18 protein-coding genes, 1 tRNA gene and 1 pseudogene are annotated in these 14,508 nt (G+C 66.2%); 7 read left to right on the forward strand and 13 right to left on the reverse strand.

Features of this window, described 5'->3' with window-relative positions; all coding sequences use genetic code 11:
- The 4 genes from JWN21_RS07285 to JWN21_RS07300 all read left to right on the forward strand — a co-directional run.
- Positions 1-126 (forward strand): 3-deoxy-7-phosphoheptulonate synthase (locus JWN21_RS07285; protein ID WP_299647778.1); only part of this gene is annotated, 126 nt, incomplete at its 5' end.
- Between the two features lie 82 nt (positions 127-208).
- Positions 209-574, forward strand: coding sequence for a hypothetical protein (locus JWN21_RS07290; RefSeq protein WP_299647742.1), 366 nt, complete (start codon positions 209-211; stop codon positions 572-574).
- 25 nt (positions 575-599) lie between these two features.
- Positions 600-2,270 (forward strand): hypothetical protein, encoded by a 1,671-nt coding sequence (locus JWN21_RS07295; RefSeq protein WP_299647744.1) that lies wholly within the window; start codon positions 600-602, stop codon positions 2,268-2,270.
- A 3-nt stretch (positions 2,271-2,273) separates the two neighbouring features.
- Positions 2,274-3,089, forward strand: a complete 816-nt coding sequence (locus JWN21_RS07300) for a hypothetical protein (RefSeq protein ID WP_299647746.1) — start codon at positions 2,274-2,276, stop codon at positions 3,087-3,089.
- A gap of 3 nt (positions 3,090-3,092) precedes the next feature.
- On the opposite strand, the gene JWN21_RS07305 is transcribed toward JWN21_RS07300, so the two are convergent.
- On the reverse strand, positions 3,093-3,563 hold the full coding sequence (locus JWN21_RS07305) for a DUF4123 domain-containing protein (RefSeq protein ID WP_299647748.1): 471 nt from the start codon (positions 3,561-3,563) through the stop codon (positions 3,093-3,095).
- Positions 3,560-4,090 (reverse strand): PAAR domain-containing protein, encoded by a 531-nt coding sequence (locus JWN21_RS07310; protein ID WP_299647750.1) that lies wholly within the window; start codon positions 4,088-4,090, stop codon positions 3,560-3,562. Before JWN21_RS07310 ends, JWN21_RS07305 begins: the two co-directional genes overlap by 4 nt.
- 142 nt (positions 4,091-4,232) lie before the next feature.
- Here JWN21_RS07310 and JWN21_RS07315 point away from each other — a divergent pair.
- Positions 4,233-4,307 (forward strand) — tRNA-Glu (locus JWN21_RS07315).
- A gap of 225 nt (positions 4,308-4,532) precedes the next feature.
- Here JWN21_RS07315 and JWN21_RS07320 read toward each other — a convergent pair.
- Positions 4,533-4,727 (reverse strand): annotated as a pseudogene (locus tag JWN21_RS07320) (alpha/beta hydrolase); the annotation flags it as partial.
- A gap of 83 nt (positions 4,728-4,810) precedes the next feature.
- Here JWN21_RS07320 and JWN21_RS07325 point away from each other — a divergent pair.
- Positions 4,811-5,929: a zinc-binding dehydrogenase gene (locus JWN21_RS07325; protein ID WP_299647752.1), complete on the forward strand. Its 1,119-nt coding sequence runs from the start codon at positions 4,811-4,813 to the stop codon at positions 5,927-5,929.
- Positions 5,930-6,086: 157 nt separating this feature from the next.
- Here the strand turns inward: JWN21_RS07325 and JWN21_RS07330 are convergent, their stop codons facing one another.
- The 3 genes from JWN21_RS07330 to guaA all read right to left on the reverse strand — a co-directional run bounded on the left by JWN21_RS07330 (position 6,087) and on the right by guaA (position 8,936).
- Entirely contained in the window at positions 6,087-6,329 is a 243-nt protein-coding gene (locus JWN21_RS07330) for a KTSC domain-containing protein (protein ID WP_299647754.1), read from the reverse strand.
- 163 nt (positions 6,330-6,492) lie between these two features.
- Complete coding sequence (gene bla, locus JWN21_RS07335) at positions 6,493-7,383, reverse strand: subclass B3 metallo-beta-lactamase (RefSeq protein WP_299647756.1); 891 nt, start codon at positions 7,381-7,383, stop codon at positions 6,493-6,495.
- Positions 7,383-8,936, reverse strand: a complete 1,554-nt coding sequence (gene guaA, locus JWN21_RS07340; protein ID WP_299647758.1) for a glutamine-hydrolyzing GMP synthase — start codon at positions 8,934-8,936, stop codon at positions 7,383-7,385. The genes bla and guaA overlap by 1 nt, the downstream gene beginning before the upstream one ends.
- Positions 8,937-9,039: 103 nt before the next feature.
- Between guaA and JWN21_RS07345 the strand changes: the two genes are divergently transcribed.
- On the forward strand, positions 9,040-9,822 hold the full coding sequence (locus tag JWN21_RS07345) for a DUF1206 domain-containing protein (RefSeq protein WP_299647760.1): 783 nt from the start codon (positions 9,040-9,042) through the stop codon (positions 9,820-9,822).
- A gap of 21 nt (positions 9,823-9,843) precedes the next feature.
- Here the strand turns inward: JWN21_RS07345 and rplQ are convergent, their stop codons facing one another.
- The 7 genes from rplQ to JWN21_RS07380 form a co-directional block, all read right to left on the reverse strand.
- On the reverse strand, positions 9,844-10,269 hold the full coding sequence (gene rplQ, locus JWN21_RS07350; protein WP_299647762.1) for a 50S ribosomal protein L17: 426 nt from the start codon (positions 10,267-10,269) through the stop codon (positions 9,844-9,846).
- A gap of 233 nt (positions 10,270-10,502) precedes the next feature.
- Complete coding sequence (locus JWN21_RS07355; RefSeq protein ID WP_299647764.1) at positions 10,503-11,576, reverse strand: DNA-directed RNA polymerase subunit alpha; 1,074 nt, start codon at positions 11,574-11,576, stop codon at positions 10,503-10,505.
- A gap of 94 nt (positions 11,577-11,670) precedes the next feature.
- Positions 11,671-12,060, reverse strand: a complete 390-nt coding sequence (gene rpsK, locus JWN21_RS07360; protein WP_228947318.1) for a 30S ribosomal protein S11 — start codon at positions 12,058-12,060, stop codon at positions 11,671-11,673.
- A 59-nt stretch (positions 12,061-12,119) separates the two neighbouring features.
- Positions 12,120-12,488, reverse strand: coding sequence for a 30S ribosomal protein S13 (gene rpsM / locus JWN21_RS07365; RefSeq protein WP_299647772.1), 369 nt, complete (start codon positions 12,486-12,488; stop codon positions 12,120-12,122).
- Between the two features lie 198 nt (positions 12,489-12,686).
- Positions 12,687-13,061, reverse strand: coding sequence for an SRPBCC family protein (locus tag JWN21_RS07370; RefSeq protein WP_367182921.1), 375 nt, complete (start codon positions 13,059-13,061; stop codon positions 12,687-12,689).
- Between the two features lie 144 nt (positions 13,062-13,205).
- The gene (locus JWN21_RS07375) at positions 13,206-13,868 is read right to left on the reverse strand and encodes an adenylate kinase (protein WP_299647774.1); all 663 of its coding nucleotides are present in this window, start codon (positions 13,866-13,868) and stop codon (positions 13,206-13,208) included.
- Positions 13,869-13,902: 34 nt separating this feature from the next.
- Positions 13,903-14,508 (reverse strand): preprotein translocase subunit SecY (locus JWN21_RS07380; protein ID WP_299647776.1); only part of this gene is annotated, 606 nt, incomplete at its 5' end.

Below are 14,508 nucleotides of genomic sequence, written 5' to 3' on the forward strand. Positions count from 1 at the left end.
CTCGCGGATCGCTACCACACGCATTGCGACCCGCGGCTGAATGCTTCGCAATCGCTGGAGCTGGCGTTCCTGCTGGCGGAGATGTTGAACGCGGAAATGGCGGAGCGGAAGAAGGTGGCGGCGTGAAACTCGTCGCTTAGCGGGCGCATACCCTTTACATTCTGCACGGGATTACCCCACCTTCATCGGCGAGCTTGGGGGAGCTGGCGTGCTGCAGATATCCGAACACCAGGCAGCGGCTCTGCGGCCGGACCATGACGTTGAGTTCGCGCGGCAGATCGCCCAGTTCCTGCGGGAAACATTGCCGGCGGAGACTCAGGGCAGCGCCCCCGAGCAACTCAGGTCCTTCGCCGCCAATTGCCTGGTGGGTAGCCGGCAGTTCGGCCTTACCAGCCTGCGACAGGCAGCGCGCTTCTCGGCGTTCGAGCTGCTGTTTGGACCCGATTTCGTGAACAAGGGCCTGCCCGGTGCGGCCCAAATCCTCGACGACCGATCGCACGAGCCGAACGAGCGTCTAGCCATGCTGGTACAGCTGGCCGAACAGCGGATGGGGACGACGCCACATGGCAAATAGATCCGGTCGCGGCAGTGGTCCGCTGATGGCGGACGTACCGAGTTCCGAAAACGTCTGCCATGTCCCCGCGCCCGCGCCCGCGAAACAGCCCTGGCAAAATGCGGTCGAGGGCAATGGCGAGACGATGATCAAGCGCAACCCGCCGATCGGCAAAGGCGATCTGTGCGTACCCTGCCACAACAAGGCGCATGATCCCTGCTGCGTGACAACCATGGTGCTCCGCTGCGGTCATGGGCAGCGCGGCTACCTCATCAAGGCGCCGGGTCCAGCAACGCGCGCGGGCAAGCGCGTCCTGCAAGTAGTCGCCGACGCCGAGACGTCTTCGGCCGGTGACTGGGTGAAGCTCAAGGACACGATCAACGTCACCTTGTCGGGAGGGCCGTGCGTGCTCGGGCGGCCGGGAGCCACCGGCCTGGGCAAAACCGTGAAGCCCAACTACCATGTCGACGACATCTGGCCGGCGGTTTGCGTCAGCGGTCCAGGGACGAGCATCCGCACCGCGTCCCCGTTCAAGTTCGACGCGACCTCGTCTCTCACAGGCGTGAACCGGTGGGAAACGCTGTTCCGTCTGTTCATGGACCGGCAGTCGCTGGTCAACACCTACACCGTCTCCGGCGCCGGCTGTGCCGGTACTCAGGACCTGACCGTCACGGTGGAAGCGTTCCCGCTGATCAGGGTGACAGGCAAAGTCAGCCAGTCGTTCACCATCCCGAGCGACACTGTGAAAGGCATGAAAAAGGAAACCACCGGCACTCTCAACGGTGGACTGGAGCTGAAGGCCGGCACCAGTACCTTCACCCTGGGCGCGCCAAGGACCACTTGGGCAAACCACGTCTATCGCCGAGACTATGACCTGCCGTTCAGGAGACTCGATACTTTCATGAGCAAGGTTGCTCCGTTCTTTGCCTATATGAAAGATGGGGAGAGCGCGAGCAATCTGTCGGCCACGCTGGAATACCCCAATATCTCGCTCGAAGTCGGGTTCGATGTCGTGGAGAAAGCGGACTGGCGTGTCGCGACGCAAGGCTTCGTCAAACTCAACTTCAACCCCTTGCTGGGAGTCACGTTCAAGGTCGACGTTCTTTTCGTTTTGCTCGGAATGATCGAGAAGGGACTGGCGGCCGGTGGCTGCCCTCCGATCTGGGTCGCCATACTGCGCAAGGCCCGTGATCGCGCCCGCACCCCGGGCAAGTTCGCCCGAGGAGACATCGCGATCGATCTTGAGGTCAAGTTCCATGCCACGGCCGAATTCGAGTGGCGGAACGTCGGCGACGAGGGCTGGAAGGCCGTGAAAGGTAAAGGCGCCCTGAAATCCCCGGTGACGCTCAAAGGGACGATGTCAGCGGAAGTCCGCTGCTTCATCGTCAGCTTTGCCGCGAGCGCGACCGGCGGAGCGAAGTCCGAGATCGGATTCGACTTCACCGCCATAGCGGTGGGTGCAAAACCTGGCCTGCAGGGCGGCGCCTACTTCGCAGGGGTAAAGCTTTATTACGCCTATCTCGTGGATGTCGGCACGGGTAACAGCGGCGCGTTGCCCGACCCCAAAGAGGCAAAGCCGACGCCGAGCGGCCCTGCGGTACGCAACGACCAAGGAATGCGGCCAAGCTCCTCCAACGGCGACGAGTGGCTGATCTGGGCGCCGGCGCGGTTTCCGGAACAGGGCAAGACGATCGACCTGTCGAAAGCGGAGTTCTGAGGCATGCCGCTATCGGCCTTCCGACTCGAATTCTCCGGTGAACGGGCCGATGTCACCGCGTCGGTCAACGATGTGCCGGTGATGAGCACGCCCGGCGGCAGGGCACTCGACGCGAGCGTGGCGATCACGCCCTGGCTGCTCACCGGCACAAACGTCCTGGCGCTGTCGCTGACCGCGTCGGGAACCGCCCCCCCGCCCGCCGCTGCAGGCTCCGCCATTTTCGGCGTACGTGACGCGTCGGTACCCGGCAGCGATCTCATCCCCTTAACGTCGCTAGTGGTCGAGCCGGAAAAAGACCCGACCGTCACCAGTGCCCCGCCCGGACCCAACATGATGGGATCGGCAGGCCCGGTGACCGCCCGAACGACCAGCAGCTCGCTGCAGCTGCGGCGCTCGGTCGTGATCAGCGCGCCCCTTCCGCGCTGGGCCTGGATCGACAGCGCCGTCATCCCGGCGGACGACGACACGAGCGCGGAACTATGGCGCGAATACGAGGCGATCTGGAAGCTGCTCGATGAGCGCCGGCTGGGGACGCTGCCCGATCTTCTGCGCGAACGCACGACCGAGTACCGGCAGGCCCTCTACGCGGATGCTGACGAGCTCCCGTCGGACTACGGGATCGGCGCGCTGGTGCGCAGCGGTGCCGCGCTGCTGCCGTTGCCGGCCGAGCCGGTCTTTCACCTGTTCGGCGGCGGGCGTCTGGCGGAATGGACGCGGCAGGATGGGCGCCCGGTCGTTACCTTCGACGAAGGGGGAGTCGGCCGATTCTTCCGCTTCGTGTTCAGGCGCGTCGGCAAAGGGTGGACCGTGACGCGCTGAGCGTCAGACCGGCTGTCCGTTGTCCACCAGCCGGCCCTCGAAGCGCAGGTCGTGGAGCAGGCCCGGGGTGTCGCCTTCCAGATAGTAGCGATCGACCCCTCGGAACCATGGGCTCGCCTCATCGGGCGTGGAGGCATGAAGATACCGGCGAAACACCAGCGGATCGTAAAACCGGAACATCGCGACCATCCCGTCGGGAAGCCGAGCGAACAGAAAGCGCTTGAAGTGACGTCGGAGGTTGTCCGTGCTGCCCTCATACTGCAGCGTTATGCCCCACCCCCTGCCCCAGCCCCGCGCCTGCCAGGCGTCGGCGAGGGAACGGCCTTTCGACAGGCGCACTATGTATGGAAGCGTAGGCGCCAGCGCGGGATCCAGCTCCCCGGAAATGAGGCACGTCCAGTCCTGGGAAGCCATGACCAGCGGGTAGAGGTCCTCGTCCCGCGCGGTATCGACGACCGCGAACCAGTCGCTCATCCCGAGCAGCGCTCGACGAACGGCGCGCGCTTCTTGGCCGCCCGGCGCAGCGCGTCAGCCTGGGCATGCGGACTGGACAGCGCGGCAGAACTAGCGAGCGGCTGGTAATTGCCGATCTCCAATGCCCCGATCGCCGCCTCGCCGACGCTGGAGCTGGAGCTGCTGGAGGAACCGCTCGACGTGCCGACCCCGCCGCCGCCGCCTCCTCCGCCGCCGCCGCCACCCCCGCCGCCGATCAGCACGGTGAACAGGCCCGCCACGATCTTGCCGCCGTGCGCGGTGGAATCGCCCAGGCGTGCCGCCAACAGGCCACCGACATGCACGGTGGGCGAACCCTGCACGATGACGTCGGGCGGGCCGACGCAGATGCAGGTGTCGGTGACGCGCGCCTGCGGCAGGCTGCCGGTCAGCACCGTCGGCATGCCGGGCGAGACGATAGGACCGCCGACATGCGGGATCGGCGGCGTGCCCGGCGTCACCATCGGACAAACATGCATGTCGGTCAGTCGTGCCGCAGGTTGCCCCACCGTGCGTATTCCCCCTGATAGCCGGGTTTCGCGCAAGCCGGCTCGAAACGCAATTCACCCTGCCGCACGCTCGTCGCAATCCGTGCACCTGGCGCGGCTTGACGGTGCGCACCCCCTCGCCTACCTGCCCGGCTCGCCGCGCGGCCCCTTCGTCTAGCGGTTAGGACGTCGCCCTCTCACGGCGAAAACACGAGTTCGATTCTCGTAGGGGTCACCAGCTAATCCTCTCGCTCGCGGCAGCATGGGCGCGAACCGTTCGATAAGCGTCGAGCAAGCTGTACCGAACAATCTGCGGTCATCGCCACAGGTTCGTCCCGGCAGCTCAGAGAGCTAACCGATACAGGAAACCTGCCCGAACGGCGCCGGGTCTGCGACTCAACGAACTCTCGATTCGGCCTTATGCAGATATCGAGGAAAGGTCCGGCCAACCTCGCGGGGCACGTCAAGCCCACTGCCGCTTCGCCCATTGTCGAAAGAGCTCAGGCCAGATCGCGGCCGGCTTGCCTTGCACCCCGCACATCCCGAAGCCGTGCCCGCCCTGCGAAAACAGGTGCAGATCGACTGAAACGCCCGCGGCGCGACATGCAGCACGGAACTGAAGGCTGTTGTCCGCCGGCACGGCGGCATCATCTTCGGCGTGGACGAGGAGGCCCCGGTTCTACGTAACGGCATTTACTCCTGCGGTACGTCCCGGCATGCCGGGCTGCAAAGGAGAGTAGCATGACCCAAGCCCTCGAACTCCGATCGCGCGTGACTGCCGCCGGCGAACTCCACCTCGGTCTGGAAGAGACGACGCTGTCCGCTCCGGCACCCGACGAGGTCGTCGTCCGCATCGAGGCGGCACCGATCAATCCGTCGGACCTGGGCCTGCTGCTCGGCCCTGCGGACCTTGCCACCATGCAGGCCGGCGGCACCGCCGACCGCCCCACCCTCGTCCTCCAGATACCGCCACAGCGCATGGGCATGATGAAGGCGCGGCTCGATCAATCGCTGCCGGTCGGCAACGAGGGCGCGGGAACGGTGATTGCGGCGGGCGAGAACGCGCAGGGACTGATCGGCAGAAAGGTCGGCATGCTGGGCGGCGGGATGTATGCGTCGCATCGCAAGCTGGCCGTGCGCGACACGATCGCGCTGCCCGACGGTGCCAGCGCCGCTGATGGCGCATCGATGTTCGTCAATCCCCTGACCGCGCTGGCAATGCCCGAGGTGATGCGCGCCGAGGGGCACAAGGGGCTGATTCATACCGCCGCCGCGTCGAACCTTGGGCAGATGCTCAATCGCATTGCGATCGCCGACGGCGTGCCGCTGGTGAACATCGTCCGCTCCGCGGATCAGGCCAAGCTGCTCCGCGACGCGGGCGCGACGTACGTCGTCGACTCGACGAGTGCGGATTTCCGCGATGAACTGACCGACGCTGTCGCGGCGACAAATGCGACGATCGCCTTCGACGCGATCGGCGGCGGCAAGCTCACCAACGCCATCCTTCATGCCATGGAGGCCGCCGCGAGTCGGGAGCCGGGGGCGTACAGCCGATATGGCTCGACGACGTTCAAGCAGGTGTACATCTATGGCGGCCTGGACGTCGGCCCGACGACGCTGGACCGCGGCTTCGGCTTTGCGTGGAGCGTCAGCGGCTTCCTGCTCACACCCTTCCTGATCAAGGCGGGCGCGGCCAAGACGCAGGAACTGAAAGACCGCGTCGCGCGCGAGCTGAAGACGACCTTCGCCAGCCATTATACAGACACGATCTCGCTGGCGGACGCGCTCAGGCCGGAGGTGGTCGAACAATATCAACGCAAGGCCACCGGAACGAAGTACCTCATCGACCCCAGTCGCTGAGGCAACGGGGAAACCTGCTCGCGCGAGCGGTCGCTTGAAATCGATCCAGCCCGCGTGAGGCACTTCCCCGGCGGAAGCCGGGCGGAGTCCCCGGCGCGGCCGACTGGACCCCGGCGTCCGCCGGGGAGGGACTGGCTCGGCGACGTCGGTTTTGAGCCTAATCCGCGACCGGCCGATACCGCTTCCGGGTGGGATCGGGCCGGCACGCGTAGCGGCCCTTCACATGCTCGTTGAAGAACTGCCCGGCGGACCCTGCCTTGCCGAGCGCGTCATAGATCGTGCGCGGCACGCCCTCGTAGATATAGCGCAGCCCGGATCGGAAGCTCACCAGCAGCGTCCCCGCATCGTCGTCGAAAACGATGCGTTTGAGCAGGGACGAGCGAAGGGTGCGGGCGCGCATGACCAGGCGAGCGTTCGAAGGAATCCGAGGTTCCGCCACGAGTCGCGCTTGGCGACGAAGCGAATCGAATTTGCGTTGAGTCGAGTCGACCCTTCGTCACCCCGGCCGCAGAGCCAGGGTCAATTTCTCGACGGGTGGGATGCGTGGAGGGTTGGATCCCGGCTCAAGGCCGGGATGACGGAGATGCTGCCGCTTCCTGCTTCGCCAACTCGACCTCGAACGCTTTCGCCGCCGCCGCCGTGGTCTGTGCCATTAGCGCCGGGGCGAGGAACGCGCCCTTTTCTCCCGCCGCCGCGCGCGCGCCACGCCCGATCACGTCAGCCGCCTCGGGGTGGCCAGGCAGCACCACGTCCGCCTTCATCGCCGCCAGCCGCGCCAGGCTGCGGCGGAAATCGGCGACGATGCCCGGATAACGCTTGTTCCCGACCAGCCGATTGCCCGCGACGTTGAGCGAGCCGGGAAAGAGCACGCTCAGCGGCCTGCCCCCGTTCACCTTTGCATCGACCACGCGCATCGACCAGCTGGTGTTCCCCGGCGTGTGACCCGGTGTGGCATGCGCGGTCAGCGTCACTTCGCCCAGCCGCACCCGCTCGCCATCGCGCACGGCGCGGTCGACCCGGACGGCGGGAAACGCGATCACGCCATAGGAGACCTCGCCCGGCGGGATGCCTGAGTCGAGCGCCGGCTTGTCCGCCGCCCCGGCAAGCAGCCGCGCGCCGCTCGCGGCCTTCAGCCCGGCGAGGCCCGCGGCGTGATCGAAATGGGCATGGCTGTTGAGCAGCAGCTTGACGTCGCGCATCGCGACGCCGGCCGCTTCGACGTTGCGCCTGATCGCGGGCACGTTATCCGCCAGCGTCCCGTCGATCAGGATCGCGCCGGCGCGCGTCTTGATCAAATAGACCGACAGCCCCTGCGTGCCGACGTACCAGATCGGCCCGACGATGCGAAACGCGGGTGTGGGCGTGGTCCAGCTCGGCGGGTCAAGCTGCGCAGATGCCGAGCCCGTGAGTGCAAGTGCGACGACCGCCGCACCAATTCTCATTGTGCCCAGCATCATTCCCACTCGATCGTTCCCGGCGGCTTGCTCGTATAATCGTACACCACCCGGTTCACGCCGCGCACCTCATTCACGATCCGCGTTGCCACGCGCGGCAGAAAGTCGCCCGGAAAGGAGAAGCATTCCGCCGTCATGCCGTCGGTCGACGTGACCGCGCGCAGGGCCAGCACGTTGTCATAGGTCCGTCCGTCGCCCATCACGCCAACGCTGCGCACGGGCAGCAGCACCGCGAACGCCTGCCAGATCGCATCGTACAAACCGGCGGCACGGATCTCCTCCAGATAGATCGCGTCCGCCTTGCGCAGCGTGTCGCACCGTTCGCGCGTTACCTCGCCGGGAATGCGAATCGCAAGGCCGGGACCGGGAAAGGGATGCCGCCCGACGAACGCCTCGGACAGGCCCAGCTCGCGGCCGAGCGCGCGGACCTCGTCCTTGAACAATTCGCGCAAGGGCTCGACCAGCGCCATGTTCATCCGCTCGGGCAGGCCGCCGACATTGTGATGGCTCTTGATCGTCACCGACGGCCCGCCGGTGAAGCTGACGCTTTCGATCACGTCCGGGTACAGCGTTCCCTGCGCGAGGAACGCAGCGCCGCCGATTGCGCGCGCCTCCGCCTCGAACACCTCGATAAAGGTCTTGCCGATGAACTTGCGCTTCAGCTCGGGGTCGGTGACGCCGGCTAGCCCGTTGAGGAACAGCGTGTCGGCCTGAACATGCACCAGCGGGATATTGTAGTGGCCGCGGAACAGCGACACGACCTGGTCCGCCTCGCCCGCCCGCAGCAGGCCGTGATCGACGAACACGCAGGTCAGCTGCGCGCCGATCGCTTCGTGGATCAGCACCGCCGCGACGGCTGAGTCGACGCCACCCGACAGCCCGCAGATCACGCGGCCGCTACCTACCTGCGCGCGGATATCGGCGATCTTGGCCGCGCGATATTCCGCCATCGTCCAGTCGCCCGCGCACCCGCAGACATGCCGCACGAAATTGGCGAGCAGCTTCGCGCCATCGGGCGTGTGCACCACCTCCGGATGGAACTGCATCGCGTAATAACGCCGCGTGTCGTCAGCGATCACCGCATAAGGCGCGCCTGCGCTGGCCGCGACGGAGCGGAATCCGGGCGCCAGCGCGGTCACCTTGTCGCCATGGCTCATCCAAGCTTGATGCGTCTCACCTTCCGCCCACAACCCATCGAACAGCGCACAATCGTCGGCGACGGTGATGAACGCGCGGCCGAACTCGCCGGAGTCGCCGAGCATCACCGTGCCGCCCAGCTGATGCATCAGCACCTGTTGGCCGTAACAGATGCCCAGCACCGGCAGGCCGCTATCCAGGATGACGTCGGGCACCCGGGGGCTGCCTTCGTCGAGCACCGACGCCGGGGAGCCCGACAGGATAACCCCACGCGGTCGTAGCCGGGCGAACGCCTCGGCGGCTGTCGTGAACGGAGCAATCTCGCTGTAAACGCCCGCCTCCCGCACCCGCCGGGCTATCAGCTGGGTGACCTGGCTGCCGAAGTCGATGATGAGGATGGTGTCGGGGTGATCCATGCGCCGGCCGATAGCCGCTCCCCGGCTCCCACGCTACCGGCCCGTCCATTCCACGGAACGCGGTGATGTCGGCGTCCGTTTCGTGTGCAGAACAGGAGCCCCCATGAACGCCAGCGCCCTTACCTTACTCACGCGCATCGGTTTCGCGACGCGCGGCCTGCTGTACCTCATGATAGCGTTTCTCGTGGCCCGTACCGGCCGCGCGGAGGACCCGGCCGGCGCGCTCCAGGCGTTGGGCGAAGGCGGTGGACGGCTGCTGCTAGGCGTGATGGCGGTCGGGCTCGTGGCGTATGGGCTGTGGCGCCTTGCCGACGCTGCGTTCGACGTCGAGCGTCATGGCTCCGACCGCAAGGGTGCGCTGGAACGCCTCGCCGCCGGCACGAGTGGCGTCGTCCACCTGTTCCTCGCCTGGCAGGCGGTGCGTCTGATCCAGGGCACGGCGTCAGACGGTGGTGGCACGCAGGCGGGCACGCGCGCGGCGCTGGACCTGCCCGGTGGCCCGCTCCTGGTGCTGATTGGCGCTGCCATCCTGGCGGCGGTCGGTGTCGCGCAGCTGCTCAAGGCCGCGAAGGGCACCTTCCTCGGCGACCTGGAACCCGGCATCGCGCAGCAAGCCTGGGTCAAATGGAGCGGACGCGCAGGCTATGCGGCGCGCGGGCTTGTCTTCCTCATCACCAGCTTTTTCCTGCTCCGCGCCGGACTGGAGCAGCAGGCGAGCGAGGCGGGTGGCATGGCCAAGGCGCTCGCCTGGCTAAACAGCCCTTGGGACGTCATCATCGCTGTCGGTCTGTTCGGCTTCGGCCTGTTCAGCCTGATCGAGGCACGTTACCGCGTGCTCCACGATGTACCGGTCGACAGTCTCACGCGGCCAACTACCAGCCGCTGATCACCCGCCGACCGGACCGGATCACGCCGCCAGATCGTACTCGCCGTCGTCGGTCTGCACCGGCCCGGAGTCCTGCCCCTTCGCGGACACGTCGCGATCGACGAACTCGATGATCGCCATTGGCGATGCGTCCGACGCGCGGATGCCCGCCTTGATGACCCGAGTATAGCCACCGTTGCGCGTGGCGTAGCGGCCGGCGAGCGTATCGAACAGCTTGATCAGTTGAACGTCATCCAGCAGCCGCGCATGCGCCAGACGACGGTTCGACAGTCCGCCCTTCTTGGCCAGCGTGATCAGCTTCTCGATATACGGCCGCAGCTCCTTGGCCTTGGCGACCGTGGTGGTGATCTGCTCATGCTTGATAAGCGCCGCCGACATGTTGCGGAACAGCGCCTGACGATGGGCGGAGGTACGTTGCAGCTTACGGCCGCCGACGCGATGACGCATGGTATCTTCCTTCGTTCGTTTGAGAGCCGTTCGAGGTACTCTCAGCCTGGTGGGGGCGAGCGGCCCACCGTACAGTTCGCCTCCCCGGCAAATGCCGGGGCCCAGGTGAAAGTGGCAGTGGCAAAGCCGCGCCCGTGACGCCGAACAGGACAGCCTCGCGACGATGTCGCTTGTCTGCCCGCCGGCCCAGGTAATCGCCGCGACGGCGAACAGCTTGCGCTATTCGCCTGCGATTACCCCATGATCTCCTGCTCAAGCTTCTTTGCCATCTCCTCGATGTTCTCAGGCGGCCAGCCGGGAATTTCCATCCCCAGTCGCAGCCCCATCGAGGACAGCACTTCCTTGATCTCGTTCAACGACTTGCGGCCGAAGTTCGGCGTGCGCAGCATCTCGGCCTCGGTCTTGCCGACCAGATCGCCGATGTAGATGATGTTGTCGTTCTTCAGGCAGTTTGCCGATCGCACCGACAGTTCCAGCTCGTCCACCTTCTTGAGCAGGTAACGGTTGATCTGCTGCGTGTCGCCGATCGGCTCGTTGACCGACGTCGGCACCGCGGCCTGACCGATCGGGGCCGAGCTGCGCGGCATCGAGGAATCGTCAAACTGAACGAACAGCGCCAGCTGATCCTGGAGGATGCGACCGGCATAGCCGACCGCATCGTCCGGGCTAATTGTGCCGTCGGTCTCGACCGTCAGCGTCAGGCGGTCATAGTCAAGATCCTGCCCGACGCGGGTCGGATCGACCTTGTACGACACCTGCCGCACCGGCGAATAGAGCGCGTCGACCGGGATCAGCCCGATCGGCGCGTCGACTGGACGGTTGGCGGTCGCGGGGACATAGCCCTTACCGATATCGGCAGTCAGCTCCATGTTAAGCGTCGCGCCTTCGTCAAGATGGCAGATTACCAGATCCTTGTTCAGGATCTCGATATCGCCGCTTACCGCAATGTCGCCGGCCTTTACCTCGGCCGGGCCGGTCGCGGCGAGCTGGAGCCGCTTGGGGCCTTCGCCCTGCATGCGGATCGCGATCTGCTTCACGTTCAGGACGATGTCCGTCACGTCCTCACGTACACCCGCCAGCGACGAGAACTCGTGCAGCACGTTCTCGATCTTGATCGACGTGACGGCCGCGCCCTGCAGCGACGACAGCAGTACGCGGCGCAGCGCATTGCCGAGCGTCAGGCCGAAGCCGCGCTCCAGCGGCTCGGCGATGAACGTCGCGCGCCGCTTGCCATCGCCGCCGCCCGACTTCTTCTCGAGCGCGTTGGGCTTCTTGAGTTCTTGCCAGTTCTTTGCATTGACGGCCAAGGCTTTGGTCCCCGGGTTGGGCCGGAAGGGGTAGTCCGGCCGGGTAGAAGGATGCCGCGGCGCGTCCGCCGGGCATTAGAAAGTAAGTGGCGGGTTAGACCCGACGGCGCTTGGACGGGCGCACGCCATTGTGGGGGATCGAGGTCACGTCGCGGATGGACGTGATCTGGAAACCGACCGCCTGCAACGCACGCAGCGCCGACTCGCGGCCCGAGCCGGGGCCCTTGACCTCGACCTCTAGTGTGCGGACGCCATGCTCGGCGGCCTTCTTGCCCGCGTCTTCGGCCGCGACCTGCGCCGCGTATGGCGTCGACTTGCGCGAGCCCTTGAACCCCATCGTTCCGGCGCTGGACCAGGAGATCGCGTTGCCCTGTGCGTCGGTGATGGTGATCATCGTGTTGTTGAAGCTGGCATTGACGTGAGCCACGCCGGCCGTGATGTTCTTGCGCTCGCGACGGCGAATGCGCTGAGGTGCTTGAGCCATGAAACTGTCCTGAACTTCGAGAGATGAAGAGCGAGCCGCGGGAACACCGCGGCTCCAGCTTACTTCTTCTTGCCGGCGATCGGCTTGGCCTTGCCCTTGCGAGTGCGCGCGTTGGTGTGCGTGCGCTGACCGCGAACCGGAAGGCCGCGACGATGACGCAGGCCACGATAGCAGGCCAGGTCCATCAGGCGCTTGATGTTCATCGCCGTCGTGCGGCGCAGGTCGCCCTCGACCTGGTGATCGGCGTCGATCGTCTCGCGAATCTGCAGCACTTCCTGATCGGTCAGGTCCTGCACGCGGCGCTCTGGCGCGATCGCCAGCTTCTCGGTGATAGCCTTGGCCTTGGTCGGGCCAATACCGTGGATATAGGTAAGCGCGATGACGACGCGCTTTGCGGTCGGGATGTTAACCCCAGCGATACGTGCCATGAACTATGTTCTCCCAGCTCCACGGATCCGGCATGGCAGCCGACCCATCTCATCGCGTTGCAATCCGAAACGCACGATAACGGCGAGCGCAAACAAGCGCCGCCGGAAACCTGTGTCATCGGGGTGTGGTCCAACTAGGCTCCGCCAGTCTCGCTGTCAACCGCTCACCGGAACCAAAACGCCGGTCGGGCGTGTCCCTCAGCGGTGCCCGGCTGCCGTCTTCAGGCGGGCGACCTGCTCTGCCAGCGCCGCGTCAACCGCCGGCGCAAGCGCGGTGCCCCCCGTCCGCCGCGCTGCGACCGCATAGCGGAGCGTCACCGAGGTGCCGGCGCCGCCGGCCTTGAGCGTGAGCGTCATCACCCCGGTCAACGCCTCGCCCTGCAACGGTCCCAACGCCCCGGTCGTGCGCAGCGAGGTGCCGGGCGCGGCGGACACCACCCGCAGATGCTCGACGCCGCCGCCACCTGGCAATCGCTCGCGGAAGCAGCCACCCGGGCGCGGGTCCAACGTCATGTTGGCGCCGGAACCCGACCAGCTATGCGCCGAACTCCACCAGCGGGCGGGCGCGATCAGCGTTGCCCATACCGCCGAGGGGCCCGCGGCGACGCGGCTCCCCGTGCGGACTTCGCAGCCCTATCGCTCGCTCCGGTCACCTCGGTAGTCGCGGGGGCGGCAGCGGGACGGCGCAGCTCAGCGCGATCGCCGCCAGCCGCCGCATCAGTGGATCGGATCCGTCAGGTCCAGCGCCGCCGCGATCGCGGCCGTCACATCGCCGATATCGGCCATGCCGTCGACCCGGCGCACCAGCCCGCGCGCCTCGTAGATCGGCAGGATGGGGGCCGTCTCGGCGCGGTAGAGGTTCATCCGCGTCGCGATCGTTTCGGCGGTGTCATCGGGCCGCCGTTTGAATTCCGTCGAGGCGCAAACATCGCACACGCCGACCGCGACAGGCTGTTTGAAGCGATCGTGATAGCCCTCGCCGCATCGCGCGCAGGTGTATCGTCCGACGATGCGTTCGGTCAACGCACCCTCGTCCACGGTGAGTTCGATCACCCGGTCGAGCCGCTGGCCGCGTTCGCCGAGCAGCAGGTCCAGCGCGTCCGCCTGCGGCGCCGTGCGCGGAAAGCCATCAAAGATTACGCCGGTGCCGGTCTCGCCCCCGTCCAGGCGCTCGCCGATCAACGCCGAAACGATCGTATCGGAAACGAGCTCGCCGCGCGCCATGATGTCGCGCACCTGCAGGCCCACCGGCGTGCCGGCGTCCTTGGCCGCGCGCAACATGTCGCCCGTGGACAGCTGGACCATCCCGCGCTCGGCCACCAGCCGGCTCGCCTGCGTTCCTTTGCCCGCCCCCGGCGGCCCCAACAGGATGATGTTCACGCGGCTCCCCTTCATTCCCTGCCCGGTTCCAACGTCAGCGCAGGCGGCCGCCCTTGAGCTTCGACTTCTTGATCAGGTCGCCATATTGATGCGCGAGCAGATGGCTCTGTATCTGGGTAACCGTATCCATCGTGACGTTCACGACGATCAGCAGGCTGGTCCCGCCCAGGTAGAACGGGATCGCCAGCGCGGTCACCAGATACTCCGGCAACAGGCAGATGATCGTCAGATAGGCCGCGCCGATCACGGTGATGCGCGTCAGCACATAGTCGAAATAGGTCTCGGTGTTCTTGCCGGGCCGAATACCGGGAATGAACCCGCCATATCGCTTCAGATTGTCCGCCGTCTCTTCCGGGTTGAACACCACCGCCGTGTAGAAGAACGAGAAGAAGATGATGCCGGCCGCGTAGAGCCCCATATAGATCGGCGAGCCATGCTGCAGCGCCTGGTTGAGCGTCAGAACGAAGTCGCCCCACGCACTCTCGCCCGCCACCTGGTTGCCCGCGAACTGCGACACCGTAAGCGGCATCAACAACAGCGACGACGCGAAGATCGGCGGGATGACGCCAGCGGTGTTGATCTTCAGCGGCAGATGGCTGCGTTCGGCCTGCATGCCACGCTGCGTCTGGCGCTTGGGATA

Source organism: Sphingomonas bacterium (genome assembly GCF_028292945.1).
In the GTDB taxonomy this organism is placed as follows: Bacteria; Pseudomonadota; Alphaproteobacteria; order Sphingomonadales; family Sphingomonadaceae; genus Sphingomonas.

Excerpts from the sequence above, each read along its gene's own strand:
- JWN21_RS07345 (WP_299647760.1), top strand. The coding sequence starts at position 9,040 with ATGAACGCCAGCGCCCTTACCTTACTCACGCGCATCGGTTTCGCGACG.
- rplQ (WP_299647762.1), bottom strand. The coding sequence starts at position 10,269 with ATGCGTCATCGCGTCGGCGGCCGTAAGCTGCAACGTACCTCCGCCCAT.
- JWN21_RS07330 (WP_299647754.1), bottom strand. The coding sequence starts at position 6,329 with ATGCGCGCCCGCACCCTTCGCTCGTCCCTGCTCAAACGCATCGTTTTC.
- JWN21_RS07300 (WP_299647746.1), top strand. The coding sequence starts at position 2,274 with ATGCCGCTATCGGCCTTCCGACTCGAATTCTCCGGTGAACGGGCCGAT.
- rpsM (WP_299647772.1), bottom strand. The coding sequence starts at position 12,488 with ATGGCACGTATCGCTGGGGTTAACATCCCGACCGCAAAGCGCGTCGTC.
- JWN21_RS07295 (WP_299647744.1), top strand. The coding sequence starts at position 600 with ATGGCGGACGTACCGAGTTCCGAAAACGTCTGCCATGTCCCCGCGCCC.
- JWN21_RS07325 (WP_299647752.1), top strand. The coding sequence starts at position 4,811 with ATGACCCAAGCCCTCGAACTCCGATCGCGCGTGACTGCCGCCGGCGAA.
- JWN21_RS07305 (WP_299647748.1), bottom strand. The coding sequence starts at position 3,563 with ATGAGCGACTGGTTCGCGGTCGTCGATACCGCGCGGGACGAGGACCTC.
- rpsK (WP_228947318.1), bottom strand. The coding sequence starts at position 12,060 with ATGGCTCAAGCACCTCAGCGCATTCGCCGTCGCGAGCGCAAGAACATC.
- bla (WP_299647756.1), bottom strand. The coding sequence starts at position 7,383 with ATGCTGGGCACAATGAGAATTGGTGCGGCGGTCGTCGCACTTGCACTC.
- guaA (WP_299647758.1), bottom strand. The coding sequence starts at position 8,936 with ATGGATCACCCCGACACCATCCTCATCATCGACTTCGGCAGCCAGGTC.